The organism is Streptomyces tritici (assembly GCF_048500665.1).
Classification (GTDB): Bacteria; Actinomycetota; Actinomycetes; order Streptomycetales; family Streptomycetaceae; genus Streptomyces; species Streptomyces tritici.
Genome location: NZ_CP183183.1, coordinates 5,069,238 through 5,088,939 on the forward strand (window position 1 = coordinate 5,069,238; position 19,702 = coordinate 5,088,939).

Sequence of the window (19,702 nt, forward strand, 5' to 3'; positions counted from 1 at the left end):
CCCGGCCGGCGACGGACCTGACGGAGCCGGGGGTCCGGGATGCGGGACGGGGCGTCGTGCCGGGGGGTGGCCCGGCAGGATGGGGGCGTGACCGTCATCGACATCCCCGGCTCCAAGTCCGTGACCGCCCGCGCCCTCTTCCTGGCCGCCGCCGCACGAGGCACCACGACCCTCCTGCGGCCGCTGCGGTCCGACGACACCGAGGGCTTCGCCGAGGGGCTGAAGGCCCTCGGCTACGAGGTGCGGCAGGAGGAGGACGCCTGGCACATCACCGGCCGCCCCGAGGGCCCCGGCCGTGACGCCGCCGACGTCTACTGCCGCGACGGCGCCACCACGGCCCGCTTCCTGCCCACCCTCGCCGCCGCCGGCCACGGCACCTACCGCTTCGACGCCTCCGCCCAGATGCGCCGCCGCCCCCTCGGCCCCCTCACCACCGCCCTGCGCACCCTCGGCGTCGACCTGCGGCACGAGGAGCACGAGGGCCACCACCCGCTCACCGTCACCGCCCGGGGCATCAAGGGAGGGGCGCTGACCCTGGACGCGGGCCAGTCGTCCCAGTACCTCACCGCCCTGCTCATGCTCGGCCCGCTCACCGCCGAGGGCCTGGCCGTCACCGTGACCGACCTCGTCTCCGAGCCGTACGTCGAGATCACGCTCGCGATGATGCGCGCCTTCGGCGCCACCGTGACCCGCGAGGACGGCCCGCAGGGCCGCACGTACACCGTCGAGCCCACCGGCTACACCGCCACCACCTACGCAGTCGAGCCCGACGCCTCCACCTCCAGCTACTTCTTCGCGGCCGCCGCCCTCCTCCCCGGCGGCTCCGTCACCGTCCCCGGCCTCGGCAAGGACGCCCTCCAGGGCGACCTCGGCTTCGTCGAAGTGCTGCGCCGCATGGGCGCCGACGTCGACCTCGCGGACGACCGCACCACCGTCCGCTCCACCGGCGCCCTGCGCGGTCTGACGGTCAACATGCGGGACATCTCCGACACCATGCCGACCCTCGCCGCCCTCGCGCCCTTCGCCGACGGCCCGGTCCGCATCGAGGACGTCGCCAACACCCGGGTCAAGGAGTGCGACCGCCTCGACGCCTGCGCCGAGAACCTGCGCCGGCTCGGCATCACCGTCCACACCGGTCCCGACTGGATCGAGATCCACCCCGGCACCCCCGCCGGACCCGTCGAGATCGCCACCCACGGCGACCACCGCATCGTCATGTCCTTCGCCGTGACCGCGCTGCGCACCCCCGGGATCTCCTTCGACGACCCCGGCTGCGTCCGCAAGACGTTCCCCGGATTCCACCAGGCCTTCGAGGAGTTCCGCAGGGCCGCCGTCTGACCGCCCCGGCCCGCCGCCGATAATCGGGGCGGGTCACGAACACCACCGACAGGGGCAGGACATGGGGACGCGTACGGGGACACACACACGACCGATGACGGCCGCGGCCGTCGCCGCCCTCCTCGGCGGCACGCTGCTCACCGGCTGCGGCGGCGCCTCCGAGGGCGGTGGCGACAAGCCGAGGGCCACCGCGAGCGCCACACCCCCCGCCGCCCCCGACACCACCGGCGCCCTCACCCTCGACCGGCTGAAGGCCGCCGCCCTCGCCGACGGCCAGAAGGTCGGCCGGTACACCGCCTCCGAGTACACCCTCGGCGCCCCGCTCGGCGAGTCGTACACCGCCGACCGGGCCGTCTGCCAGCCGCTGGTCAGCCTCGCCAAGGAGGTCGCGGACCCGGACCCGGCCGCCGAGGTCCACCGCAAGGCCGACGTCCCCGACGAGCTGACCGGCACCACCGTCGCCGTCACCCTGCGCGCCTACGGCTCGGACGGCGCGGCCACCGTCATGAAGAGCCTGAACACCGCCGGCAAGCAGTGCGCCGGCGGCTTCACCGAGCAGCGGGCCGTGGCTCAGGCGCGGTACCTGAAGGTGGAGACGCTGCCCGCGCCGAAGCTCGGCGACGAGGCCGTCGCCTTCCGGTTCACCATCCTCGACGTCAAGGGCTCGCTGAAGCTGTACGAGTACCTGACGGTCGTCCGGTCCGGCACCACCACCCTGTCCTTCCGCGGGGAGATCACCGACACCAAGGACATCGGGGGAGTGCCGCCCGAGGTGATCGACGCCCAGTGGCAGAAGTTCCAGGGCGCCGCCAAGGCCTGAGCCGCCCACCGCGCTGTCGGGGCGGCCGGTGAATGAGGCAAGAATGGGGGGCATGAGCGATCGCCCCTCTCCTCTCGCGGACCCGCACACCGCCTTCGACACCGCCGAAGGCCGCCGGGACATCGTCGTCCTCGGCGCCACCGGGTCCATCGGCACCCAGGCCGTCGACCTCGTCCTGCGCAACCCCGACCGCTTCCGCGTCACCGCGCTGGCGGCGTCCGGCGGCCGGGTCGCGCTCCTCGCCGAGCAGGCCCACCGGCTGAAGGTCCGCACCGTGGCCGTCGCCCGCGAGGAGGCCGTGCCGGAGCTGACCGAGGCGCTGAAGGAGCGGTACGGCGCCGAGCCGCTGCCCGAGATCCTGGCCGGGCCGGACGCCGCCACCGAAGTGGCCGCATCCGCCTGCCACACCGTCCTCAACGGCATCACCGGCTCCATCGGCCTCGCCCCGACCCTCGCCGCCCTGAAGGCGGGCCGCACCCTCGCCCTGGCCAACAAGGAGTCGTTGATCGTCGGCGGCCCCCTGGTCAAGGCCCTGGCCGCGCCGGGCCAGATCATCCCCGTCGACTCCGAGCACGCCGCGCTGTTCCAGGCACTCGCCGCCGGCACCCGCGCCGACGTCCGCAAACTGGTCGTCACCGCCTCCGGCGGCCCGTTCCGCGGCCGCACCCGCGCCGAGCTCGCGCACGTCACCCGGGAGGACGCGCTCGCCCACCCGACCTGGGCCATGGGCCCGGTCATCACGGTCAACAGCGCCACCCTGGTCAACAAGGGCCTGGAGGTCATCGAGGCGCACCTGCTCTACGACATCCCCTTCGACCGCATCGAGGTCGTCGTCCACCCCCAGTCGTACGTGCACTCCATGGTCGAGTTCACCGACGGCTCCACCCTCGCCCAGGCCACCCCGCCCGACATGCGCGGCCCGATCGCCATCGGCATCGGCTGGCCCGAACGGGTGCCGGACGCCGCCCCCGCCTTCGACTGGTCGAAGGCGTCCACCTGGGAGTTCTTCCCGCTGGACGACGAGGCCTTCCCCTCCGTCGGACTCGCCCGGCACGTCGGCGCCCTGGGCGGCACCGCCCCGGCGGTGTTCAACGCCGCGAACGAGGAGTGCGTGGACGCCTTCCTGGACTGCCGGCTGCCGTTCAACGGCATCATGGACACCGTCACGGCCGTCGTCGCGGAGCACGGCACCCCCACGGGAACCTCGCTCACCGTGTCCGACGTCCTCGAAGCGGAGACCTGGGCCCGGGCCCGGGCCCGCGAACTGGCGGCGAAGTCGCTCCTGGAGGCGCGCGCATGACGGAAGTGCTGCTCTACACCCTCGGCATCGTGCTGTTCGCCGTGGGGCTGCTCGTGTCGATCGCCTGGCACGAGCTCGGGCACCTCTCGACCGCGAAGCTCTTCGGCATCCGCGTGCCGCAGTACATGGTCGGCTTCGGCCCCACCATCTGGTCGAGGAAGCGCGGCGAGACGGAGTACGGGATCAAGGCAGTCCCGGCCGGCGGCTACATCCGCATGATCGGCATGTTCCCGCCCGGCAAGGACGGCCGCGTCGAGGCCCGCTCCACCTCCCCCTGGCGCAGCATGATCGAGGACGCCCGGGAGGCCTCCTTCGAGGAGCTCCAGCCCGGCGACGAGCACCGGCTCTTCTACACGCGCAAGCCGTGGAAGCGCGTGATCGTCATGTTCGCCGGCCCGTTCATGAACCTGGTCCTGGCCGTCGTGCTGTTCTTCGGCAGCATGATGACCCTGGGCATCGAGGGCCAGACCACCAAGGTCGCCGGCGTCCAGAAGTGCGTCATCGACCAGAGCCAGAAGCGCGCCGACGCCGGCAGCTGCCGGAAGGGCGACCCCGTCTCTCCCGCGCACGCGGCCGGCCTGAAGGAGGGCGACAAGATCGTCGCCTTCAACGGCAAGCCCGTCGAGGACTGGAACACCCTCTCCGAGCGCATCCGCGCCACCATCGGCCCCGCCACCGTCACCGTCGAGCGGGCCGGACAGCGGCTCGACCTGCACCCGACGCTCGTCGAGAACAAGGTCCCGAAGAAGGACGAGGACGGGAAGCTCGTCCAGCCGCTGGTCTACGAGCCCGCCGGCTACCTCGGCTTCGTCTCCAAGAGCGAGGTCCAGGCCCTCGGCTTCGGCGAGACCACCGAGCGCATGGGCGACCTCGTCCAGGCCGGCGCCCAGTCCGTCGTCGCCCTGCCCGGCAAGATCCCCGCCCTGTGGGACGCCGCCTTCGGCGACGGGGAACGCGCCCAGGACTCCCCGGTCGGCGTGGTCGGCGCGGCCCGGCTCACCGGCGAGCTGATGACCGTCGAGGCCCCGCCGGAGCGGATCCTCGTCTGGATCATGAACATCGTCGTGATGTTCAACGTCTCCCTGTTCCTGTTCAACATGCTGCCGCTGCTCCCTCTGGACGGCGGCCACATCGCCGGAGCACTCTGGGAATCGGTCCGCCGGCACACCGCCCGCCTCTTCAAGCGGCCGGACCCGGGTCCGTTCGACGTGGCGAAGCTGATGCCGGTGGCGTACGTGGTGGCGGGCGTCTTCGTCTGCTTCACGCTGCTCGTCCTCGTCGCCGACATCGTCAATCCGGTCAGGATCACCTGACCGGACGCGAGTCCGTACGGGCGGCCGGACACCCGTGGTGTCCGGCCGCCCGCCCCCGGGGCTGTAACCTCTGAAGGCCGGAGCCCGCAGCCGTACGGGACTCGATCCACACCTGGCCACACTTGGGGTTGCACAGCTGATGACCGCGATTTCTCTCGGTATGCCGTCCGTACCGACCAAGCTCGCCGAGCGGCGCAAGAGCCGCCAGATCATGGTCGGGTCCGTGGCCGTCGGCGGCGACGCGCCCGTCTCCGTGCAGTCGATGACCACGACGCGCACCTCCGACATCGGCGCGACGCTCCAGCAGATCGCCGAGCTCACCGCCTCCGGCTGTCAGATCGTCCGGGTCGCCTGCCCCACGCAGGACGACGCCGACGCGCTCGCCACCATCGCGAAGAAGTCGCAGATCCCGGTCATCGCCGACATCCACTTCCAGCCGAAGTACGTCTTCGCCGCGATCGACGCCGGCTGCGCCGCCGTCCGCGTCAACCCGGGCAACATCAAGCAGTTCGACGACAAGGTCAAGGAGATCGCCAAGGCGGCCTCCGAGGCCGGCACCCCCATCCGCATCGGCGTCAACGCCGGCTCGCTGGACGCCCGGCTGCTGAAGAAGTACGGCAAGGCCACCCCCGAGGCGCTCGTCGAGTCCGCCCTCTGGGAGGCCTCCCTCTTCGAGGAGCACGGCTTCCGCGACATCAAGATCTCGGTCAAGCACAACGACCCGGTCGTGATGGTCAACGCCTACCGCCAGCTCGCCGCCCAGTGCGACTACCCGCTGCACCTCGGCGTCACCGAGGCCGGCCCCGCCTTCCAGGGCACCATCAAGTCCGCGGTCGCCTTCGGCGCGCTGCTCTCCGAGGGCATCGGCGACACCATCCGGGTCTCCCTCTCCGCCCCGCCGGCCGAGGAGATCAAGGTCGGCATCCAGATCCTCGAGTCGCTGAACCTGCGCCAGCGCCGCCTGGAGATCGTCTCCTGCCCGTCCTGCGGCCGCGCCCAGGTCGACGTGTACAAGCTCGCCGAAGAGGTCACCGCCGGCCTGGAGGGCATGGAGGTCCCGCTGCGCGTCGCCGTCATGGGCTGCGTCGTCAACGGCCCCGGCGAGGCCCGTGAGGCCGACCTCGGCGTCGCCTCCGGCAACGGCAAGGGCCAGATCTTCGTGAAGGGCGAGGTCATCAAGACCGTCCCCGAGTCGAAGATCGTCGAGACCCTGATCGAGGAGGCGATGAAGATCGCCGAGCAGATGGAGAAGGACGGCGTAGCCTCCGGCGAGCCCGAGGTCCTCACCGTCGGCTGAGCCGGCGCCACCCGCCGGGGAACCGGGCCCGCCACAGTCGTGGCGGGCCCTTCCGCGCAGGAGCGGTGCCGCCGCGGCAGGGCGGGTAGAGTTCCACAGATCAGCAGGCCGACATCCTGTCGTTGCCGCGAAGGAGTGCTGGAGCGGCCCTCGTGTTGACGCAGACCAACCTCCGGGTGCTCGACCCGGGCGACCTCGGCGCCGCCCTCGCCCTCCTGGAGAGCGAGCCCGTCGAGAACGCCTTCGTCACCGCCCGCGTCCAGGCCGCCGGGCTCGACCCGTGGCGCCTCGGCGGTGAGATGTGGGGCTGGTACGAGGACGGCCGGCTGCGCTCGATGTGCTACTCCGGCGCCAACCTCGTCCCCATCTGCGCCACCCCCGAGGCCGTGCGCGCCTTCGCGGACCGCGCCCGCCGCATCGGCCGCCGCTGCTCCTCCATCGTCGGCCCCGCCGAACCCACCGCCCGGCTCTGGCGGCTCCTGGAGCCCGGCTGGGGCCCCGCCCGCGACGTCCGCGCCCACCAGCCGCTCATGGTCACCGAGGAACCCTCCGCGGACATCGCCCCCGACCCCCTCGTGCGCCGCGTCCGGAAGGACGAGATGGACGCGATCATGCCCGCCTGCGTGGCCATGTTCACCGAGGAGGTCGGCATCTCGCCGATGGCCGGCGACGGCGGACTGCTCTACCAGGCCCGCGTCGCCGAACTCGTCGGCTCCGGACGGTCCTTCGCCCGCTTCGAGGACGGCACCGTCGTCTTCAAGGCCGAGATCGGTGCCGCGACCCGGCATGCCTGCCAGATCCAGGGCGTCTGGGTCCACCCCGACCACCGCGGCCGCGGCCTGTCCGAGACCGGCATGGCCGCCGTGCTGCGCTACGCCCTCGCCGACGTCGCCCCCGTCGTCAGCCTGTACGTCAACGACTACAACGCCCCCGCCCGCGCCGCCTACCGCCGGGTCGGCTTCCGCGAGGTCGGGGCGTTCATGAGCGTGCTCTTCTGACCCGCTTGTAGGGTGCGCGCATGGATGACGCCGAGATCACGGTCGGACCGGTCGACCTCGCCGCGCGCGTCGACGAGGCGCTCGCGGTGCAGGCCCTCGCCTTCGGGCTGAGCGACGACGAGATCGCCGTGCGCCACGGCATCGTGCTGCGGCACCTGCGCAACCCGGGGGCCCGCGCGTACGGGGCGCTCACCCCGGAGGGCCGGCTCGTCGGCTTCGTGTACGGCATGCCCAACGACCGCACCCACTGGTGGTCCACCGTCGTCGAGCCGTATCTGCGGGCCGGCGGCCACGCCGGCTGGCTCGACGACTCCTTCGTCATCACCGAACTCCACGTCCACCCCGCGTACCAGGGCCGGGGCCTCGGCCGCGCACTGATCACCACGATCACCGACACCGCCGCCGAGCCCCGTTCGATCCTCTCCGCCATCGACACCGAGAGCCCCGCCCGCGCCCTGTACCGCAGCCTCGGCTACACCGACCTCGCCCGCCGGGTCCGCTTCCCGTCCGCGGCCCGGCCGTACGCGGTGATGGGCGCCCCGCTGCCGCTGCGGCGGCCGGGCGGCACGGGTATCTGATTTCCGGGTCGAGGCACGCCGGGGCTAACCTCCTAGCCATCACCTAAACATCCGGCAGGAGTACGAGAACCATGGCCAACGCACCGGTCCAGCGCATGTCCCAGTTGATGGCGAAGACGCTGCGCGACGACCCGGCGGACGCCGAGGTCCTCAGCCACAAGCTCCTCGTCCGCGCCGGCTACGTCCGCCGCACCGCCGCCGGAATCTGGAGCTGGCTGCCCCTCGGCAAGAAGGTGCTCGCCAACGTCGAGCGCATCGTCCGCGAGGAGATGGACGCGATCGGCGCGCAGGAGGTCTCGCTGCCCTCGCTGCTGCCCCGCGAGCCGTACGACGCCACCGGCCGCTGGGACGAGTACGGCGCCGAGCTGTTCCGGCTCAAGGACCGCAAGGGCGGCGACTACCTGCTCGGCCCGACGCACGAGGAGATCTTCACCCTGCTGGTGAAGGACCAGTGCTCCTCCTACAAGGACCTGCCGGTCGTGCTGTACCAGATCGCGCCGAAGTACCGCGACGAGGCGCGGCCCCGGGCCGGCATCCTGCGCGGCCGCGAGTTCCTGATGAAGGACTCGTACTCCTTCGACCTGGAGGACGAGGGCCTGGCCCACTCCTACGCCCTCCACCGCGACGCCTACCAGCGGATCTTCCAGAGGCTCGGCCTCGACTACCGCATCTGCGCGGCCACCGCCGGAGCGATGGGCGGCTCGAAGTCCGAGGAGTTCCTCGCCCCGGCCGAGGCCGGCGAGGACACCTTCGCGGACTGCCCGAACTGCGACTTCGCCGCGAACACCGAGGCGATCACGTACGAGCTGAAGGCGCAGGACGCCACGGGTGTCGCCGCCGCCGAGGACATCCCCACCCCCGACACCCCGACCATCGAGACCCTGGCCGCCTCGCTCGGCGTGCCGGCCTCCGCCACCCTGAAGAACCTCCTGGTGAAGGTCGACGGCGAGATCGTCGCCGTGGGCGTGCCCGGCGACCGCGAGGTCGACCTCGGCAAGGTCGAGGCGCACTTCGCGCCGGCCACGGTCGAGATGGTCACCGAGACCGACTTCGCCGCCCGTCCGGACCTCGTCCGCGGCTACGTCGGCCCGCAGGGCCTGGACAAGGTGAAGTACGTCGCCGACCCGCGGGTCGCCCCCGGCACCTCCTGGATCACGGGCGCCAACAAGGAGGGCATGCACGCGAAGAACGTCGTCGCGGGCCGTGACTTCGAGGTCGACGAGTACGTGGACGTCGTCGTCGTCCAGGACGGCGACCCCTGCCCGAAGTGCGGCACCGGTCTGAAGCTGGACCGCGCGATCGAGATCGGCCACATCTTCCAGCTGGGCCGCAAGTATGCGGACGCGCTGAAGCTCGACGTGCTGGGCCAGAACGGCAAGCCGGTCCGCGTGACCATGGGCTCGTACGGCATCGGCGTCTCGCGCGCCGTGGCCGCGCTGGCGGAGCAGTCCGCCGACGACAAGGGCCTGTGCTGGCCGGCGGAGGTCGCTCCGGCGGACGTCCACGTCGTCGCCGCGGGCAAGGCGCTCCAGACCGAGCTGGCGCTCGAGGTCTCGGAGAAGCTCTCCACGGCGGGCCTGCGCGTCCTCGTCGACGACCGTGCGGGCGTCTCCCCGGGCGTGAAGTTCACCGACGCGGAGCTGATCGGCGTCCCGAAGATCCTCGTCGCCGGCCGCCGCGCGGCGGAGGGCGTCGTGGAACTGAAGGACCGCCGCACGGGCGACCGCGAGGAACTCACGGTCGAAGACGCCCTCGCCCGCCTCACCGCCTGACGGCCCCTGGAGGCTCCGGGCCCGGGGGCGCACCCCCGGGCCCAGCCGCCGCCGTGTGGGCAGTCGTCCCTCAGGGCGGGGCGGGTGGGCACACGGGACGGCGCCCTTGCGGGCGCGTTCCGCTTCCGCGCGTGGACCCGCACCCCCGCGCGGTGTACAGGTGGTGCGGGTTACGGCAACGGGCGCAGGCGCGCGCAAAGGCGCCGCCCCGCTGTGCCCACCCGTTCCACCCCAGCGGAACGACTGCCCACAGCGGGGGCGGGGCGCACCCACGGGACCGGCCCACAGCGGTGGGGTCGCCGGCTTCGGCGGGCGCTACGCGTCCTCCTCCTTGGGGGAGGGTTCGACCGGCGCGCCGGTCAGGTCCTCGATCGCGTCGAAGCCCTCGGCCGCGTCCGCCGCCCCGCGCAGGTACGCCGGGCTCGGCGGCACCACCTCGGGCGCGGGCTCCTGTTCCTCCCCGGCGGCCGCCGCCCCCGGCGTGCCGCGCTCCAGGAAGCGCAGGAGCTCCACCGGGATCGGCAGCACCAGCGTCGAGTTCTTCTCCGCCGCCACCGCCATCACCGTCTGCAGCAGCCGCAGCTGCAGCGCCGACGGCGCGTCCGCCATCTGGTGCGCCGCCTCCGCCAGCTTCTTCGACGCCTGCAGCTCCGCGTCCGCGTTGATCACCCGCGCCCGCCGCTCCCGGTCCGCCTCCGCCTGCCGGGCCATCGAGCGCTTCATCGTCTCCGGCAGCGACACGTCCTTGATCTCGACCCGGTCGATCTGCACGCCCCAGCCGATCGCCGGCGAGTCGAGCATCAGCTCCAGGCCCTCGTTGAGCTTCTCCCGGTTGGAGAGCAGATCGTCCAGCTCGCTCTTGCCGATGATCGACCGCAGGGAGGTCTGGGCCATCTGCGAGACGGCGAACTTGTAGTCCTCCACCCGCACCAGCGCCTCGGCCGCGTCCACCACCTTGAAGTACACGACGGCGTCCACCCGCACGGTCACGTTGTCCCGGGTGATGCCCTCCTGCGCGGGCACCGGCATCGTCACGATCTGCATGTTCACCTTGTGCAGCCGGTCCACCAGCGGAACGATCATCGTGAACCCCGGCTGCCGCACCTGGTCCCGCAGCCGGCCGAAACGGAACACCACGCCCCGCTCGTACTGCTTGACCACGCGTGCCGCGGCCGCGCCGTACACCGCGACGGCTACACCGAGCCCCGCCGCTGCGGCCAGCAGTTCCTCGACCATGACGACCCCCAGAGGCCGAAAACGCCACAAAAGCTACAGAAGGGGTATTCCCCTCCCGCCGGTCGCCGAACTACAGCCGGCCGCAGAACTACAGCCGCCCCCGAACTACAGCCAGCCCGCGAACTCCAGCAGCACTTCCGCCTCCTGCCGCCGCCCGGCCGCCAGCGACCGCGCCGCCGACTCCACCGCGCGGAACAGCGTCCAGCCGCGCAGCCGCTCCCGGTCCACGTCCACCGAGTCCGCGAGCCGGTTCAGCCGCCGCCGCGCCGCCGACGCGCCCGCGCTCGCCGCGACCAGGTCCTCCACCCGGTCCCTGACCAGCCGCGCCAAGTCGTACGCCCGCTCGCCCACCAGCGGCTCCGGCCCGACGGCCAGCCACGGCGCGCGATCCCCGGCCAGCACCTTGCCCTCCCGGAAGCAGCCGTGCAGCAGCACCGACTCCGACTCCCCGGCCAGCAGCTCGTCCCGCGCCTGAAGCGCCGCCGAGGCCAGGGCCCCGGCCGCCGCGTCCGCCCGGTGGGGCTCCAGCGCGGCCGCCTGCCGCTCCGTACGCTCCGCAACCGACTCGAAACCATGGCCGGCGGGCGGCTCCACCCACAGCTTGCGCACCACCCCGGCCGCCTCAAGCAGCGCCTTCGCGTCCGGCAGCGACCGCAGCGACACCTCCGGGTGCAGCCGTTCGAGCAGCAGCGACGTGCCGTCCTCGGACTCCACCGCCTCCACCGCGCCCCAGCCGTTCCAGTGCGCGAGCGCCGCGCGCTCCAGGTCCGGACGGGTGAACACGGGCGCCAGCTTGAGCGCCGCGGGCGTGCCGTCGGGCCGGCGCACGAGGACCACCAGGCTGCTGCGCCCGCCGGGCGCGACCACCCGTTCGGCCGTCAGCGAGGCCCGCCCCAGCGCCTCCTCGGCCAGCGCCGGGAGCGCGCCCAGCCACTCGGCCGCCGCCGCGTCCCCGTACGTCTCGCCGAGCGCCCGCGTCAGCCGCTGCGGCGGTTCGAAACCCATGCCTGCACTGTTTCCTTACTGATCGTGCGTGGTCACGCGCGCTCGGCGAGCCCAGGAAAGGTTACGTCGGCGCCGCGCCACCGGGCGGCGCGCACCGCGGCCTCGCGCAGCGCGCTCGCCGCCTCCGCGCGCAGCGGTCCGTCCGCCGCGCGCACCAGGTCGGCGTACACCCCGGCGACCCGGTCCTCCAGCTCCGCCGCCAGCCGCGCCGCCGCGGCCGCGTCCGGCACCGCGAAGGGCAGCGCGTACGCGGCGGCGGCCGCCGGCGGCTCGCCGCCGAGGTCCCGCACGGTCCGCCCCAGGCTCTCGCGGCGGGCGCGATGCGCGTCGTACGCGGCCCGGGCCTCGGCCCGGCGGGCGTCGCCGATCTGGCCGCCGACGACCCCGTAGCCGTACACGGCGGCGTGCTCCGCGCTGAGCGCGGCGCGGGCGGCGTCGAGGGCGCTCATCGGGTGCTCCTCACCGGTTCGGGGGCGGTCAGCAGGGCGGCGTGCGCGGCGGCCGCCGCCGCCACGGAGGCGAGCAGCCGGGCGTACTCGGGCGGCGCGTCGAGCAGCGCGGCCCCGTGCGCGTCGGCGGTCCGCCGCGCCAGGCCCGCGAGCTCCCGCACGGCCGCGGCCGGATCGGCGGTCACGGCCGCGGCGGGCGGCGCGGTCACCTGCCCGGCCGAACCGGCCGCGGCTTTCTCCGTCTTCCCGGGCGGGTCCGCCGGCAGTCCCTCCGCCAGCGCCTTCACGTGCGCCGCCGCCGAGGCCCGCAGCGGCGTCAGCCGGTCCGTCAGCGCCGGATGGGCCGTCAGGGTGGCGTCGTAACGTTCCCGCAGCGCCGTGCTCGCCGCGACCGCGCGCCGGCGCAGCGCCAGTTCGGCCCGCGCCGCCCGCTCCGCGGCCGACAGGCGCTTCGGCGCGCCCTCCTCCGCCGGGGCCGAGCAGGCCGCGAGGGTGGCCGCGCCCGCCGCCAGGAGCGCGCGCCTGCCGATCGTCACCGTGCGCCCCACGCGTCTCTCCCTCGATCGAAGATCACCGCAGGCGAGCGTACCCGCGGCCACCGCGCCGGTGGACGGCAACACCCCTCCGGACCGGATACCCTTTGGTCTGACACGCGACGATCCCACAACAGCACACGCGGCCGAGGAGTCACCCGGATGAGCACCCCCCAGAGCGACAGGCTGCGCGAGCTCGTGGAGCCGCTCGTTCACGCGCATGACCTCGAACTCGAGGACATCGAACTGTCCCGGGCGGGCCGCCGCGGAATGCTGAGGATCATCGTCGATTCCGACGAGGGCGTGGATCTGGACGCCTGCGCCGATCTGAGCCGCGCCGTCTCCGCGAAGCTCGACGAGACGGACGCGATGGGCGAGGGCGAGTACAACCTCGAGGTCACCTCGCCGGGCGCCGACCGCCCGCTCACCCAGCACCGCCACTACGTGCGCGCCACCGGCCGCCTGGTCAAGCTGCAGCTGCACGAGGGCGAGGAGCTGGTCGCACGGATCCTCACCGTGGACGAGGACGGCATGGACATGGAGGTGCCGGGCGTGAAGGGGCGCAAGCCCACCGCCCGCCGGGTCGAGTTCGCCGACATCGCCAAGGCGCGCGTGGAGATCGAGTTCAACCGCAAGGACAAGAAGGAAGAGGAGGCGTAGCCGTGGACATCGACGTGAAGCTCCTGAAGGGCTTGGCACAGGAGAAGGAGATCTCCTTCGAGATGCTGGTCGAGGCGATCGAGTCGGCCCTCCTCATCGCCTACCACCGCACCCCCTCCGCCCGCCGTCACGCCCGGGTCGAGCTGAACCGGCAGTCCGGTCACGTGACGGTGTGGGCGGAGGAAGACCCCGCCGAGCTGGAGGAGGGGCAGGAGCCCAAGGAGTTCGACGACACCCCGTCGGACTTCGGCCGGATCGCCGCCAGCACCGCCCGGCAGGTCATCCAGCAGCGGCTGCGGGACGCCGAGAACGACGTCACCTTCGGCGAGTACGCCCGCCGCGAGGGCGACATCGTGGCCGGCCAGGTGCAGCAGGGCAAGGACCCGAAGAACGTCCTGGTCAAGCTGGACGACAAGCTGGAAGCCATTCTTCCGGTGCAGGAGCAGGTGCCGGGCGAGGACTACAAGCACGGCCTGCGGCTGCGCACGTACGTGGTCCGCGTGGCGAAGGGCGTGCGCGGTCCGTCCGTCACCCTTTCGCGTACGCACCCCAACCTGGTGAAGAAGCTCTTCGCGCTGGAGGTGCCCGAGATCGCGGACGGTTCCGTCGAGATCGCGGCCATCGCCCGCGAGGCCGGCCACCGCACCAAGATCGCGGTCCGCGCCACCCGTCCGGGTCTGAACGCCAAGGGCGCCTGCATCGGCCCCATGGGCAGCCGGGTCCGCAACGTGATGGCCGAGCTGCTCGGCGAGAAGATCGATATCGTCGACTGGTCGGACGACCCGGCGGAGATGGTGGCCAACGCACTGTCCCCGGCCCGGGTCTCGAAGGTGGAGATCGTCGACCTCGGCGCCCGGTCCGCCCGGGTGACCGTGCCCGACTACCAGCTGTCGCTGGCGATCGGCAAGGAGGGCCAGAACGCCCGCCTCGCCGCCCGCCTGACCGGCTGGCGGATCGACATCCGTCCCGACACGGAGCAGCAGCCCGCCGAGTAGGAGGGCGGACTGCGGGAACAGGTCGCGCCGTGGTGACGTTGTGCTACGGCGAGATCACGACAAACGACCGTTCGATTTTTGCCCCAAACGGGTGAGGTCGGTACGGGGAGGTAGACTTGATTGTGTCTGGCCGGACGCGTGCCCGGGCGTGCCCTGAACGAACCTGTGTGGGCTGCCGGGAGCGAGCGGCCAAGACCGATCTGCTGCGCATCGTGGCGGTCGAGGGCGTCTGCGTCCCCGATCATCGCGGTACGCTGCCCGGCCGGGGTGCGTATCTGCATCCCGCCTCGGTCTGTCTCGGCCTGGCGGTCCGCCGCCGGGCGTTCCCGCGGGCCTTCAAGGTCCCGGGGCCGCTGGACACGGCGGCACTGGCAGAGCTGTTCGACCAGTAAAGAAGTACGGCACGGAACCCCGTGCGGTCAGGTACCTCGCGAGTTGGAAGTAGGTCGAGATTGCGATGAGCACTCGATGAGTACGCGATGAGTACGCCCATGAAGTAGCGACGGTCCGGCGGTAACCGGACCTAAAAGGAGCGAAGTGGCTAAGGTCCGGGTATACGAACTCGCCAAGGAGTTCGGTGTGGAGAGCAAGGTCGTCATGGCCAAGCTCCAGGAACTCGGTGAATTCGTCCGTTCGGCGTCTTCGACCATCGAGGCGCCGGTTGTGCGCAAGTTGACTGACGCGCTGCAGGGTCCCGGCTCCGCCGGCAAGACCGCAGCAAAGCCCGGCGCGCCCCGCAAGGCCGCGCCGTCCCCCAAGCCCGCCCCCGCGCCGTCCCCGGCGCCGGCGGCGGCACGTACTGCTGCCCCGAAGCCTGGCGCGCCCACCCCGGCGCCCAAGCCCGCGGCGGCGGAGAAGCCCTCCGCGGCGCCGGCTCCCGGCCCGCGTCCCACCCCGGGCCCGAAGCCCGCGGCAGCGCCCAAGCCGGCGCCCGCCGCCCCGGCTCCGGCCGCCCCCGAGTTCACCGCGCCTCCGTCGGCCCCGGCCGCCGGTCCGCGCCCCGGTGCGGCTCCCGGTCCGCGTCCGGCCTCCCGGCCGGGCCAGCAGGCCCCGCGTCCGGGTCAGGCCCCGCGTCCCGGCGGCCAGCAGGCCCCGCGTCCGGGTGGCCGTCCGGCCGGCCCGCGTCCGGGCAACAACCCCTTCACCTCCGGCGGCTCCACCGGCATGGCGCGCCCGCAGGCACCCCGTCCCGGCGGCGGCGCTCCGCGTCCCGGCGGCCCCGGCGCCGTTCCGGGCGCTCCGCGTCCGCAGGGCGGTCCCGGCGGTGCTCCCCGCCCGCAGGGCGGCGCTCCGCGCCCGACCCCGGGCAGCATGCCGCGTCCGCAGGCCCCGCGTCCCGGCGGCGCCCCCGGCGGCAACCGTCCGAACCCCGGCATGATGCCGCAGCGTCCCGCTGCCGGCCCGCGCCCCGGCCCCGGCGGCCGCGGTCCCGCGGCCGGCGGTCGTCCGGGCGGTCCGGGCGGCGGCGGTCGTCCCGGCTTCGCCGGCCGTCCGGCCGGTCCCGGCGGCGGTGGCGGCGGCTTCGCCGGCCGTCCCGGCGGCGGTGGCGGCGGCGGTCGTCCGGGTGGTCCCGGCGGCGGTGGCGGCGGCTTCGGCGGTCGTCCCGGCTTCGGTGGCCGTCCCGGTGGCCCCGGTGGCCGCGGTGGCACGCAGGGCGCCTTCGGCCGTCCCGGCGGTCCGGCCCGCAGGGGCCGCAAGTCGAAGCGGCAGAGGCGCCAGGAGTACGAGGCCATGCAGGCCCCGTCCGTGGGCGGCGTGATGCTGCCTCGCGGCAACGGCGAGACCATTCGCCTGTCGCGCGGTGCGTCCCTCACCGACTTCGCGGAGAAGATCAACGCCAACCCGGCGTCGCTCGTCGCGGTCATGATGAACCTCGGCGAGATGGTCACGGCCACGCAGTCCGTCTCCGACGAGACGCTGCAGCTCCTCGGCGACGAGATGAACTACACCGTTCAGATCGTCTCGCCGGAGGAGGAGGACCGTGAGCTGCTCGAGTCCTTCGACATCGAGTTCGGCGAGGACGAGGGCGGCGAGGAGTTCCTCGTCGCGCGTCCGCCGGTCGTGACCGTCATGGGTCACGTCGACCACGGCAAGACCCGACTCCTCGACGCGATCCGCAAGACCAACGTGGTCGCGGGCGAGGCCGGCGGCATCACCCAGCACATCGGTGCCTACCAGGTCTCCACCCAGGTCAACGACGAAGAGCGCAAGATCACCTTCATCGACACCCCGGGTCACGAGGCGTTCACCGCCATGCGTGCCCGTGGTGCGAAGTCGACCGACATCGCGATCCTCGTGGTGGCGGCCAACGACGGTGTCATGCCGCAGACGGTCGAGGCGCTGAACCACGCCAAGGCGGCCGACGTGCCGATCGTGGTCGCGGTCAACAAGATCGACGTCGAGGGCGCGGACCCGACCAAGGTGCGCGGTCAGCTGACCGAGTACGGCCTGGTGGCCGAGGAGTACGGCGGCGACACCATGTTCGTCGACATCTCCGCCAAGCAGGGGCTGCACATCGAGCAGCTGCTCGAGGCCGTCATCCTCACCGCCGACGCCTCGCTCGACCTGCGGGCCAACCCGGAGCAGGACGCGCAGGGCATCGCGATCGAGTCCCACCTCGACCGCGGTCGCGGTGCGGTCTCGACGGTCCTGGTCCAGCGCGGAACGCTGCGCATCGGCGACACGATGGTGGTCGGCGACGCGTACGGCCGCGTCCGGGCGATGCTCGACGACAAGGGCAACAACGTCGAGGAGGCGACCCCGTCGACTCCCGTCCTCGTCCTGGGTCTCACCAACGTCCCGGGCGCCGGCGACAACTTCCTGGTCGTCGACGAGGACCGCACGGCCCGGCAGATCGCCGAGAAGCGCGCGGCGCGCGAGCGCAACGCGGCCTTCGCCAAGCGCACCCGCCGGGTGTCCATCGAGGACCTCGACAAGATCATCGCCGCCGGCGAGATCCAGCAGCTCAACCTCATCATCAAGGGTGACGCCTCCGGTTCCGTCGAAGCCCTGGAGTCCTCGCTGCTCCAGCTCGACGTCGGCGAGGAGGTCGACATCCGGGTCCTGCACCGCGGCGTCGGTGAGGTCACGGAGTCGGACATCAACCTGGCGATGGGCTCCGACGCGATCGTCATCGGCTTCAACGTCCGCGCGGCCGGCCGTGCCTCGCAGATGGCCGAGCGCGAGGGCGTCGAGGTCCGCTACTACTCGGTCATCTACCAGGCGATCGAGGAGATCGAGGCGGCCCTGAAGGGCATGCTGAAGCCGGAGTTCGAAGAGGTCGAGCTCGGTACGGCGGAGATCCGCGAGGTCTTCCGCTCGTCCAAGCTGGGCAACATCGCCGGTGTCCTGGTCCGCTCGGGCGAGGTCAAGCGCAACAGCAAGGCGCGCCTCATCCGCGACGGCAAGGTCGTGGCGGAGAACCTCACCATCTCGGGTCTGCGTCGCTTCAAGGACGACGTCACCGAGCTCCGCGAGGGCTTCGAGGGCGGTATCAACCTCGGCAACTACAACGACATCAAGGTCGACGATGTCATCGCCACCTACGAGATGCGCGAGAAGCCGCGCGCCTGATCGGTGGTACCGGAAGGGGCCGGTCGGCGGAAGGAATTCCGTCGATCGGCCCCGGCCGTTGCGTGTACGGTTCTGGTGTCCCCGCCAAGTGGTCGGCGGGGCCACTGACCCCGAACCGGCGGGACATCCGGACATTCATGTATGTGGGGACTCTGTCCTTCGATCTGCTCCTCGGCGACGTGCGCTCGCTGAAGGAGAAGCGCTCCCTCGTCCGGCCCATCGTCGCCGAGCTCCAGCGGAAGTTCTCCGTGAGCGCGGCCGAGGTGGGCGACCAGAACATCCACCGCAGGACCCAGCTGGGAGTGGCGCTGGTGTCCGGCGACGCGAGGTTCGTGTCGGACGTACTGGACCGGTGCGAGCGGCTGGTCGCCGCCCGGCCCGAGGTGGAACTGCTGTCGGTGCGACGGCGGCTCCACACTGATGAAGACTGAATGAGCAAGGCAAAGAAGGAGAAGGACCAGTGGCCGACAACGCGCGGGCGAAAAAGCTGGCGGACCTCATCCGGGAGGTGGTCGCCGAGAAGCTGCAGCGCGGCATCAAGGACCCGCGCCTGGGAACGCACGTGACGATCACGGACACCCGCGTCACCGGCGACCTGCGGGAGGCCACGGTCTTCTACACGGTCTACGGCGACGACGAGGAGCGGGCGAGCGCCGCGGCCGGCCTGGAGAGCGCCAAGGGCATCCTGCGCTCGGCCGTCGGCCGGGCCGCCGGCACCAAGTTCACCCCGACGCTGACCTTCGTCGCGGACGCCCTCCCGGAGAACGCCCGCACCATCGAGGACCTCCTCGACAAGGCGCGCGCCTCCGACGAGAAGGTGCGCGAGGCGTCCTCCGGCGCCACGTACGCCGGCGAGCCCGACCCGTACAAGAAGCCGGGCGAGGACGAAGCCGCCGAATGAGCCAGCAGCACGACAGGACGCCCGACGGGCTTGTCATCGTCGACAAGCCGTCGGGCTTCACTTCGCACGACGTCGTGGCGAAGATGCGCGGGATCGCCCGGACCCGCCGCGTCGGCCACGCCGGCACCCTCGACCCGATGGCGACCGGCGTGCTCGTCCTCGGCGTCGAGCGGGCCACCAAGCTCCTCGGTCACCTCGCGCTGACCGAGAAGGAGTACCTGGGCACCATCAGGCTCGGACAGACCACGATCACCGACGACGCCGAGGGCGAGATCACGGCGTCGGTCGACGCGTCGAAGGTCACCCGCGAGCAGATCGACGCGGGCGTGGCCGAGCTCACCGGTGCCATCATGCAGGTCCCGTCGAAGGTCTCCGCCATCAAGATCGACGGCAAGCGGTCGTACGCGCGGGTGCGCGGCGGCGAGGACTTCGAGATCCCGGCCCGGCCGGTCACCGTCTCGTCGTTCCAGGTGTACGACGTCCGCGAGGCCGTCGCCGAGGACGGCACGCCCGTCGTCGACCTGGTCGTCTCCGTCGTCTGCTCCTCCGGCACGTACATCCGCGCCCTCGCCCGCGACCTGGGCGCCGGGCTCGGCGTGGGCGGCCACCTCACCGCGCTGCGGCGCACCCGCGTCGGCCCGTACAAGCTGGACGCGGCCCGCACGCTGGACCAGCTCCAGCAGGAGCTGACGGTCATGCCGGTCGCCGAGGCGGCCGCGGCGGCGTTCGTCCGCTGGGAGGTGGACGAGAGGCGTGCCCGGCTGCTGCTGAACGGCGTCCGCCTGGACATGCCGGAGACCGGACCGGGCCCGGTGGCGGTCTTCGGGCCGGGGAACCGGCTGCTCGCGCTGGTGGAGAACCAGAAGGGGCGGGCGAAGAGCCTGGCCGTCTTCGGCTGAGACGGCTCGTCCGCGGAGTACTGCCGTGGGGCGGG

Annotated in this window: 19 protein-coding genes; 15 read left to right on the top strand and 4 right to left on the bottom strand. The window is 72.6% G+C overall.

Going from position 1 to position 19,702, the window contains the following annotated elements; translation table 11 throughout:
* Window positions 1–87: 87 nt before the first annotated feature.
* From aroA to ACNJ93_RS23675, 8 genes are all read left to right on the top strand, one after another.
* Window positions 88–1,338 (top strand): 3-phosphoshikimate 1-carboxyvinyltransferase, encoded by a 1,251-nt coding sequence (aroA, locus tag ACNJ93_RS23640; protein WP_418959427.1) that lies wholly within the window; start codon window positions 88–90, stop codon window positions 1,336–1,338.
* Window positions 1,339–1,432: 94 nt separating this feature from the next.
* On the top strand, window positions 1,433–2,158 hold the full coding sequence (locus tag ACNJ93_RS23645; protein ID WP_418959428.1) for a hypothetical protein: 726 nt from the start codon (window positions 1,433–1,435) through the stop codon (window positions 2,156–2,158).
* A gap of 52 nt (window positions 2,159–2,210) precedes the next feature.
* Window positions 2,211–3,458 (top strand): 1-deoxy-D-xylulose-5-phosphate reductoisomerase, encoded by a 1,248-nt coding sequence (gene dxr / locus ACNJ93_RS23650; RefSeq protein WP_418959429.1) that lies wholly within the window; start codon window positions 2,211–2,213, stop codon window positions 3,456–3,458.
* Window positions 3,455–4,771: a M50 family metallopeptidase gene (locus ACNJ93_RS23655; RefSeq protein WP_418959430.1), complete on the top strand. Its 1,317-nt coding sequence runs from the start codon at window positions 3,455–3,457 to the stop codon at window positions 4,769–4,771. The genes dxr and ACNJ93_RS23655 overlap by 4 nt, the downstream gene beginning before the upstream one ends.
* Window positions 4,772–4,910: 139 nt before the next feature.
* Window positions 4,911–6,068, top strand: coding sequence for a flavodoxin-dependent (E)-4-hydroxy-3-methylbut-2-enyl-diphosphate synthase (gene ispG, locus ACNJ93_RS23660; RefSeq protein WP_418959431.1), 1,158 nt, complete (start codon window positions 4,911–4,913; stop codon window positions 6,066–6,068).
* Window positions 6,069–6,220: 152 nt separating this feature from the next.
* On the top strand, window positions 6,221–7,066 hold the full coding sequence (locus ACNJ93_RS23665) for a GNAT family N-acetyltransferase (RefSeq protein WP_418959432.1): 846 nt from the start codon (window positions 6,221–6,223) through the stop codon (window positions 7,064–7,066).
* 20 nt (window positions 7,067–7,086) lie between these two features.
* Window positions 7,087–7,644 carry a GNAT family N-acetyltransferase gene (locus tag ACNJ93_RS23670; protein ID WP_418959433.1) on the top strand — a complete coding sequence of 186 codons (558 nt, stop codon included), beginning with the start codon at window positions 7,087–7,089 and terminating at the stop codon, window positions 7,642–7,644.
* Window positions 7,645–7,715: 71 nt separating this feature from the next.
* Window positions 7,716–9,416, top strand: coding sequence for a proline--tRNA ligase (locus ACNJ93_RS23675; protein ID WP_418959434.1), 1,701 nt, complete (start codon window positions 7,716–7,718; stop codon window positions 9,414–9,416).
* A 315-nt stretch (window positions 9,417–9,731) separates the two neighbouring features.
* Here the strand turns inward: ACNJ93_RS23675 and ACNJ93_RS23680 are convergent, their stop codons facing one another.
* The 4 genes from ACNJ93_RS23680 to ACNJ93_RS23695 form a co-directional block, all read right to left on the bottom strand.
* Complete coding sequence (locus ACNJ93_RS23680; protein WP_418959435.1) at window positions 9,732–10,652, bottom strand: slipin family protein; 921 nt, start codon at window positions 10,650–10,652, stop codon at window positions 9,732–9,734.
* Window positions 10,653–10,757: 105 nt separating this feature from the next.
* Window positions 10,758–11,657 (bottom strand): aminoglycoside phosphotransferase family protein, encoded by a 900-nt coding sequence (locus ACNJ93_RS23685; protein ID WP_418959436.1) that lies wholly within the window; start codon window positions 11,655–11,657, stop codon window positions 10,758–10,760.
* A gap of 32 nt (window positions 11,658–11,689) precedes the next feature.
* Window positions 11,690–12,106 carry a ferritin-like domain-containing protein gene (locus tag ACNJ93_RS23690; protein ID WP_418959437.1) on the bottom strand — a complete coding sequence of 139 codons (417 nt, stop codon included), beginning with the start codon at window positions 12,104–12,106 and terminating at the stop codon, window positions 11,690–11,692.
* A complete protein-coding gene (locus tag ACNJ93_RS23695; protein WP_418959438.1) occupies window positions 12,103–12,654 on the bottom strand; it encodes a hypothetical protein in 552 nt (183 codons plus the stop codon). Before ACNJ93_RS23695 ends, ACNJ93_RS23690 begins: the two co-directional genes overlap by 4 nt.
* 147 nt (window positions 12,655–12,801) lie before the next feature.
* Between ACNJ93_RS23695 and rimP the strand changes: the two genes are divergently transcribed.
* The 7 genes from rimP (at window position 12,802) to truB (ending at window position 19,667) form a co-directional block, all read left to right on the top strand.
* A complete protein-coding gene (gene rimP / locus ACNJ93_RS23700; RefSeq protein WP_418959439.1) occupies window positions 12,802–13,299 on the top strand; it encodes a ribosome maturation factor RimP in 498 nt (165 codons plus the stop codon).
* Between the two features lie 2 nt (window positions 13,300–13,301).
* Window positions 13,302–14,294, top strand: a complete 993-nt coding sequence (nusA, locus tag ACNJ93_RS23705) for a transcription termination factor NusA (RefSeq protein WP_418959440.1) — start codon at window positions 13,302–13,304, stop codon at window positions 14,292–14,294.
* A 122-nt stretch (window positions 14,295–14,416) separates the two neighbouring features.
* Entirely contained in the window at window positions 14,417–14,686 is a 270-nt protein-coding gene (locus ACNJ93_RS23710; RefSeq protein WP_418961505.1) for a YlxR family protein, read from the top strand.
* Between the two features lie 145 nt (window positions 14,687–14,831).
* Window positions 14,832–17,867, top strand: a complete 3,036-nt coding sequence (gene infB / locus ACNJ93_RS23715) for a translation initiation factor IF-2 (RefSeq protein ID WP_418959441.1) — start codon at window positions 14,832–14,834, stop codon at window positions 17,865–17,867.
* Between the two features lie 137 nt (window positions 17,868–18,004).
* The gene (locus ACNJ93_RS23720; RefSeq protein WP_418959442.1) at window positions 18,005–18,298 is read left to right on the top strand and encodes a DUF503 domain-containing protein; all 294 of its coding nucleotides are present in this window, start codon (window positions 18,005–18,007) and stop codon (window positions 18,296–18,298) included.
* A gap of 29 nt (window positions 18,299–18,327) precedes the next feature.
* Complete coding sequence (gene rbfA, locus ACNJ93_RS23725; protein ID WP_418959443.1) at window positions 18,328–18,768, top strand: 30S ribosome-binding factor RbfA; 441 nt, start codon at window positions 18,328–18,330, stop codon at window positions 18,766–18,768.
* Entirely contained in the window at window positions 18,765–19,667 is a 903-nt protein-coding gene (gene truB, locus ACNJ93_RS23730; protein WP_418959444.1) for a tRNA pseudouridine(55) synthase TruB, read from the top strand. The genes rbfA and truB overlap by 4 nt, the downstream gene beginning before the upstream one ends.
* Window positions 19,668–19,702 lie beyond the last annotated feature (35 nt).

Bases quoted from the DNA above. Each gene is read 5' to 3' on its own strand.
- ACNJ93_RS23645 (WP_418959428.1), top strand. From the start codon at position 1,433: ATGACGGCCGCGGCCGTCGCCGCCCTCCTCGGCGGCACGCTGCTCACC.
- dxr (WP_418959429.1), top strand. From the start codon at position 2,211: ATGAGCGATCGCCCCTCTCCTCTCGCGGACCCGCACACCGCCTTCGAC.
- ACNJ93_RS23655 (WP_418959430.1), top strand. From the start codon at position 3,455: ATGACGGAAGTGCTGCTCTACACCCTCGGCATCGTGCTGTTCGCCGTG.
- ispG (WP_418959431.1), top strand. From the start codon at position 4,911: ATGACCGCGATTTCTCTCGGTATGCCGTCCGTACCGACCAAGCTCGCC.
- ACNJ93_RS23670 (WP_418959433.1), top strand. From the start codon at position 7,087: ATGGATGACGCCGAGATCACGGTCGGACCGGTCGACCTCGCCGCGCGC.
- ACNJ93_RS23675 (WP_418959434.1), top strand. From the start codon at position 7,716: ATGGCCAACGCACCGGTCCAGCGCATGTCCCAGTTGATGGCGAAGACG.
- ACNJ93_RS23680 (WP_418959435.1), bottom strand. From the start codon at position 10,652: ATGGTCGAGGAACTGCTGGCCGCAGCGGCGGGGCTCGGTGTAGCCGTC.
- ACNJ93_RS23685 (WP_418959436.1), bottom strand. From the start codon at position 11,657: ATGGGTTTCGAACCGCCGCAGCGGCTGACGCGGGCGCTCGGCGAGACG.
- ACNJ93_RS23690 (WP_418959437.1), bottom strand. From the start codon at position 12,106: ATGAGCGCCCTCGACGCCGCCCGCGCCGCGCTCAGCGCGGAGCACGCC.
- rimP (WP_418959439.1), top strand. From the start codon at position 12,802: ATGAGCACCCCCCAGAGCGACAGGCTGCGCGAGCTCGTGGAGCCGCTC.
- ACNJ93_RS23720 (WP_418959442.1), top strand. From the start codon at position 18,005: ATGTATGTGGGGACTCTGTCCTTCGATCTGCTCCTCGGCGACGTGCGC.
- truB (WP_418959444.1), top strand. From the start codon at position 18,765: ATGAGCCAGCAGCACGACAGGACGCCCGACGGGCTTGTCATCGTCGAC.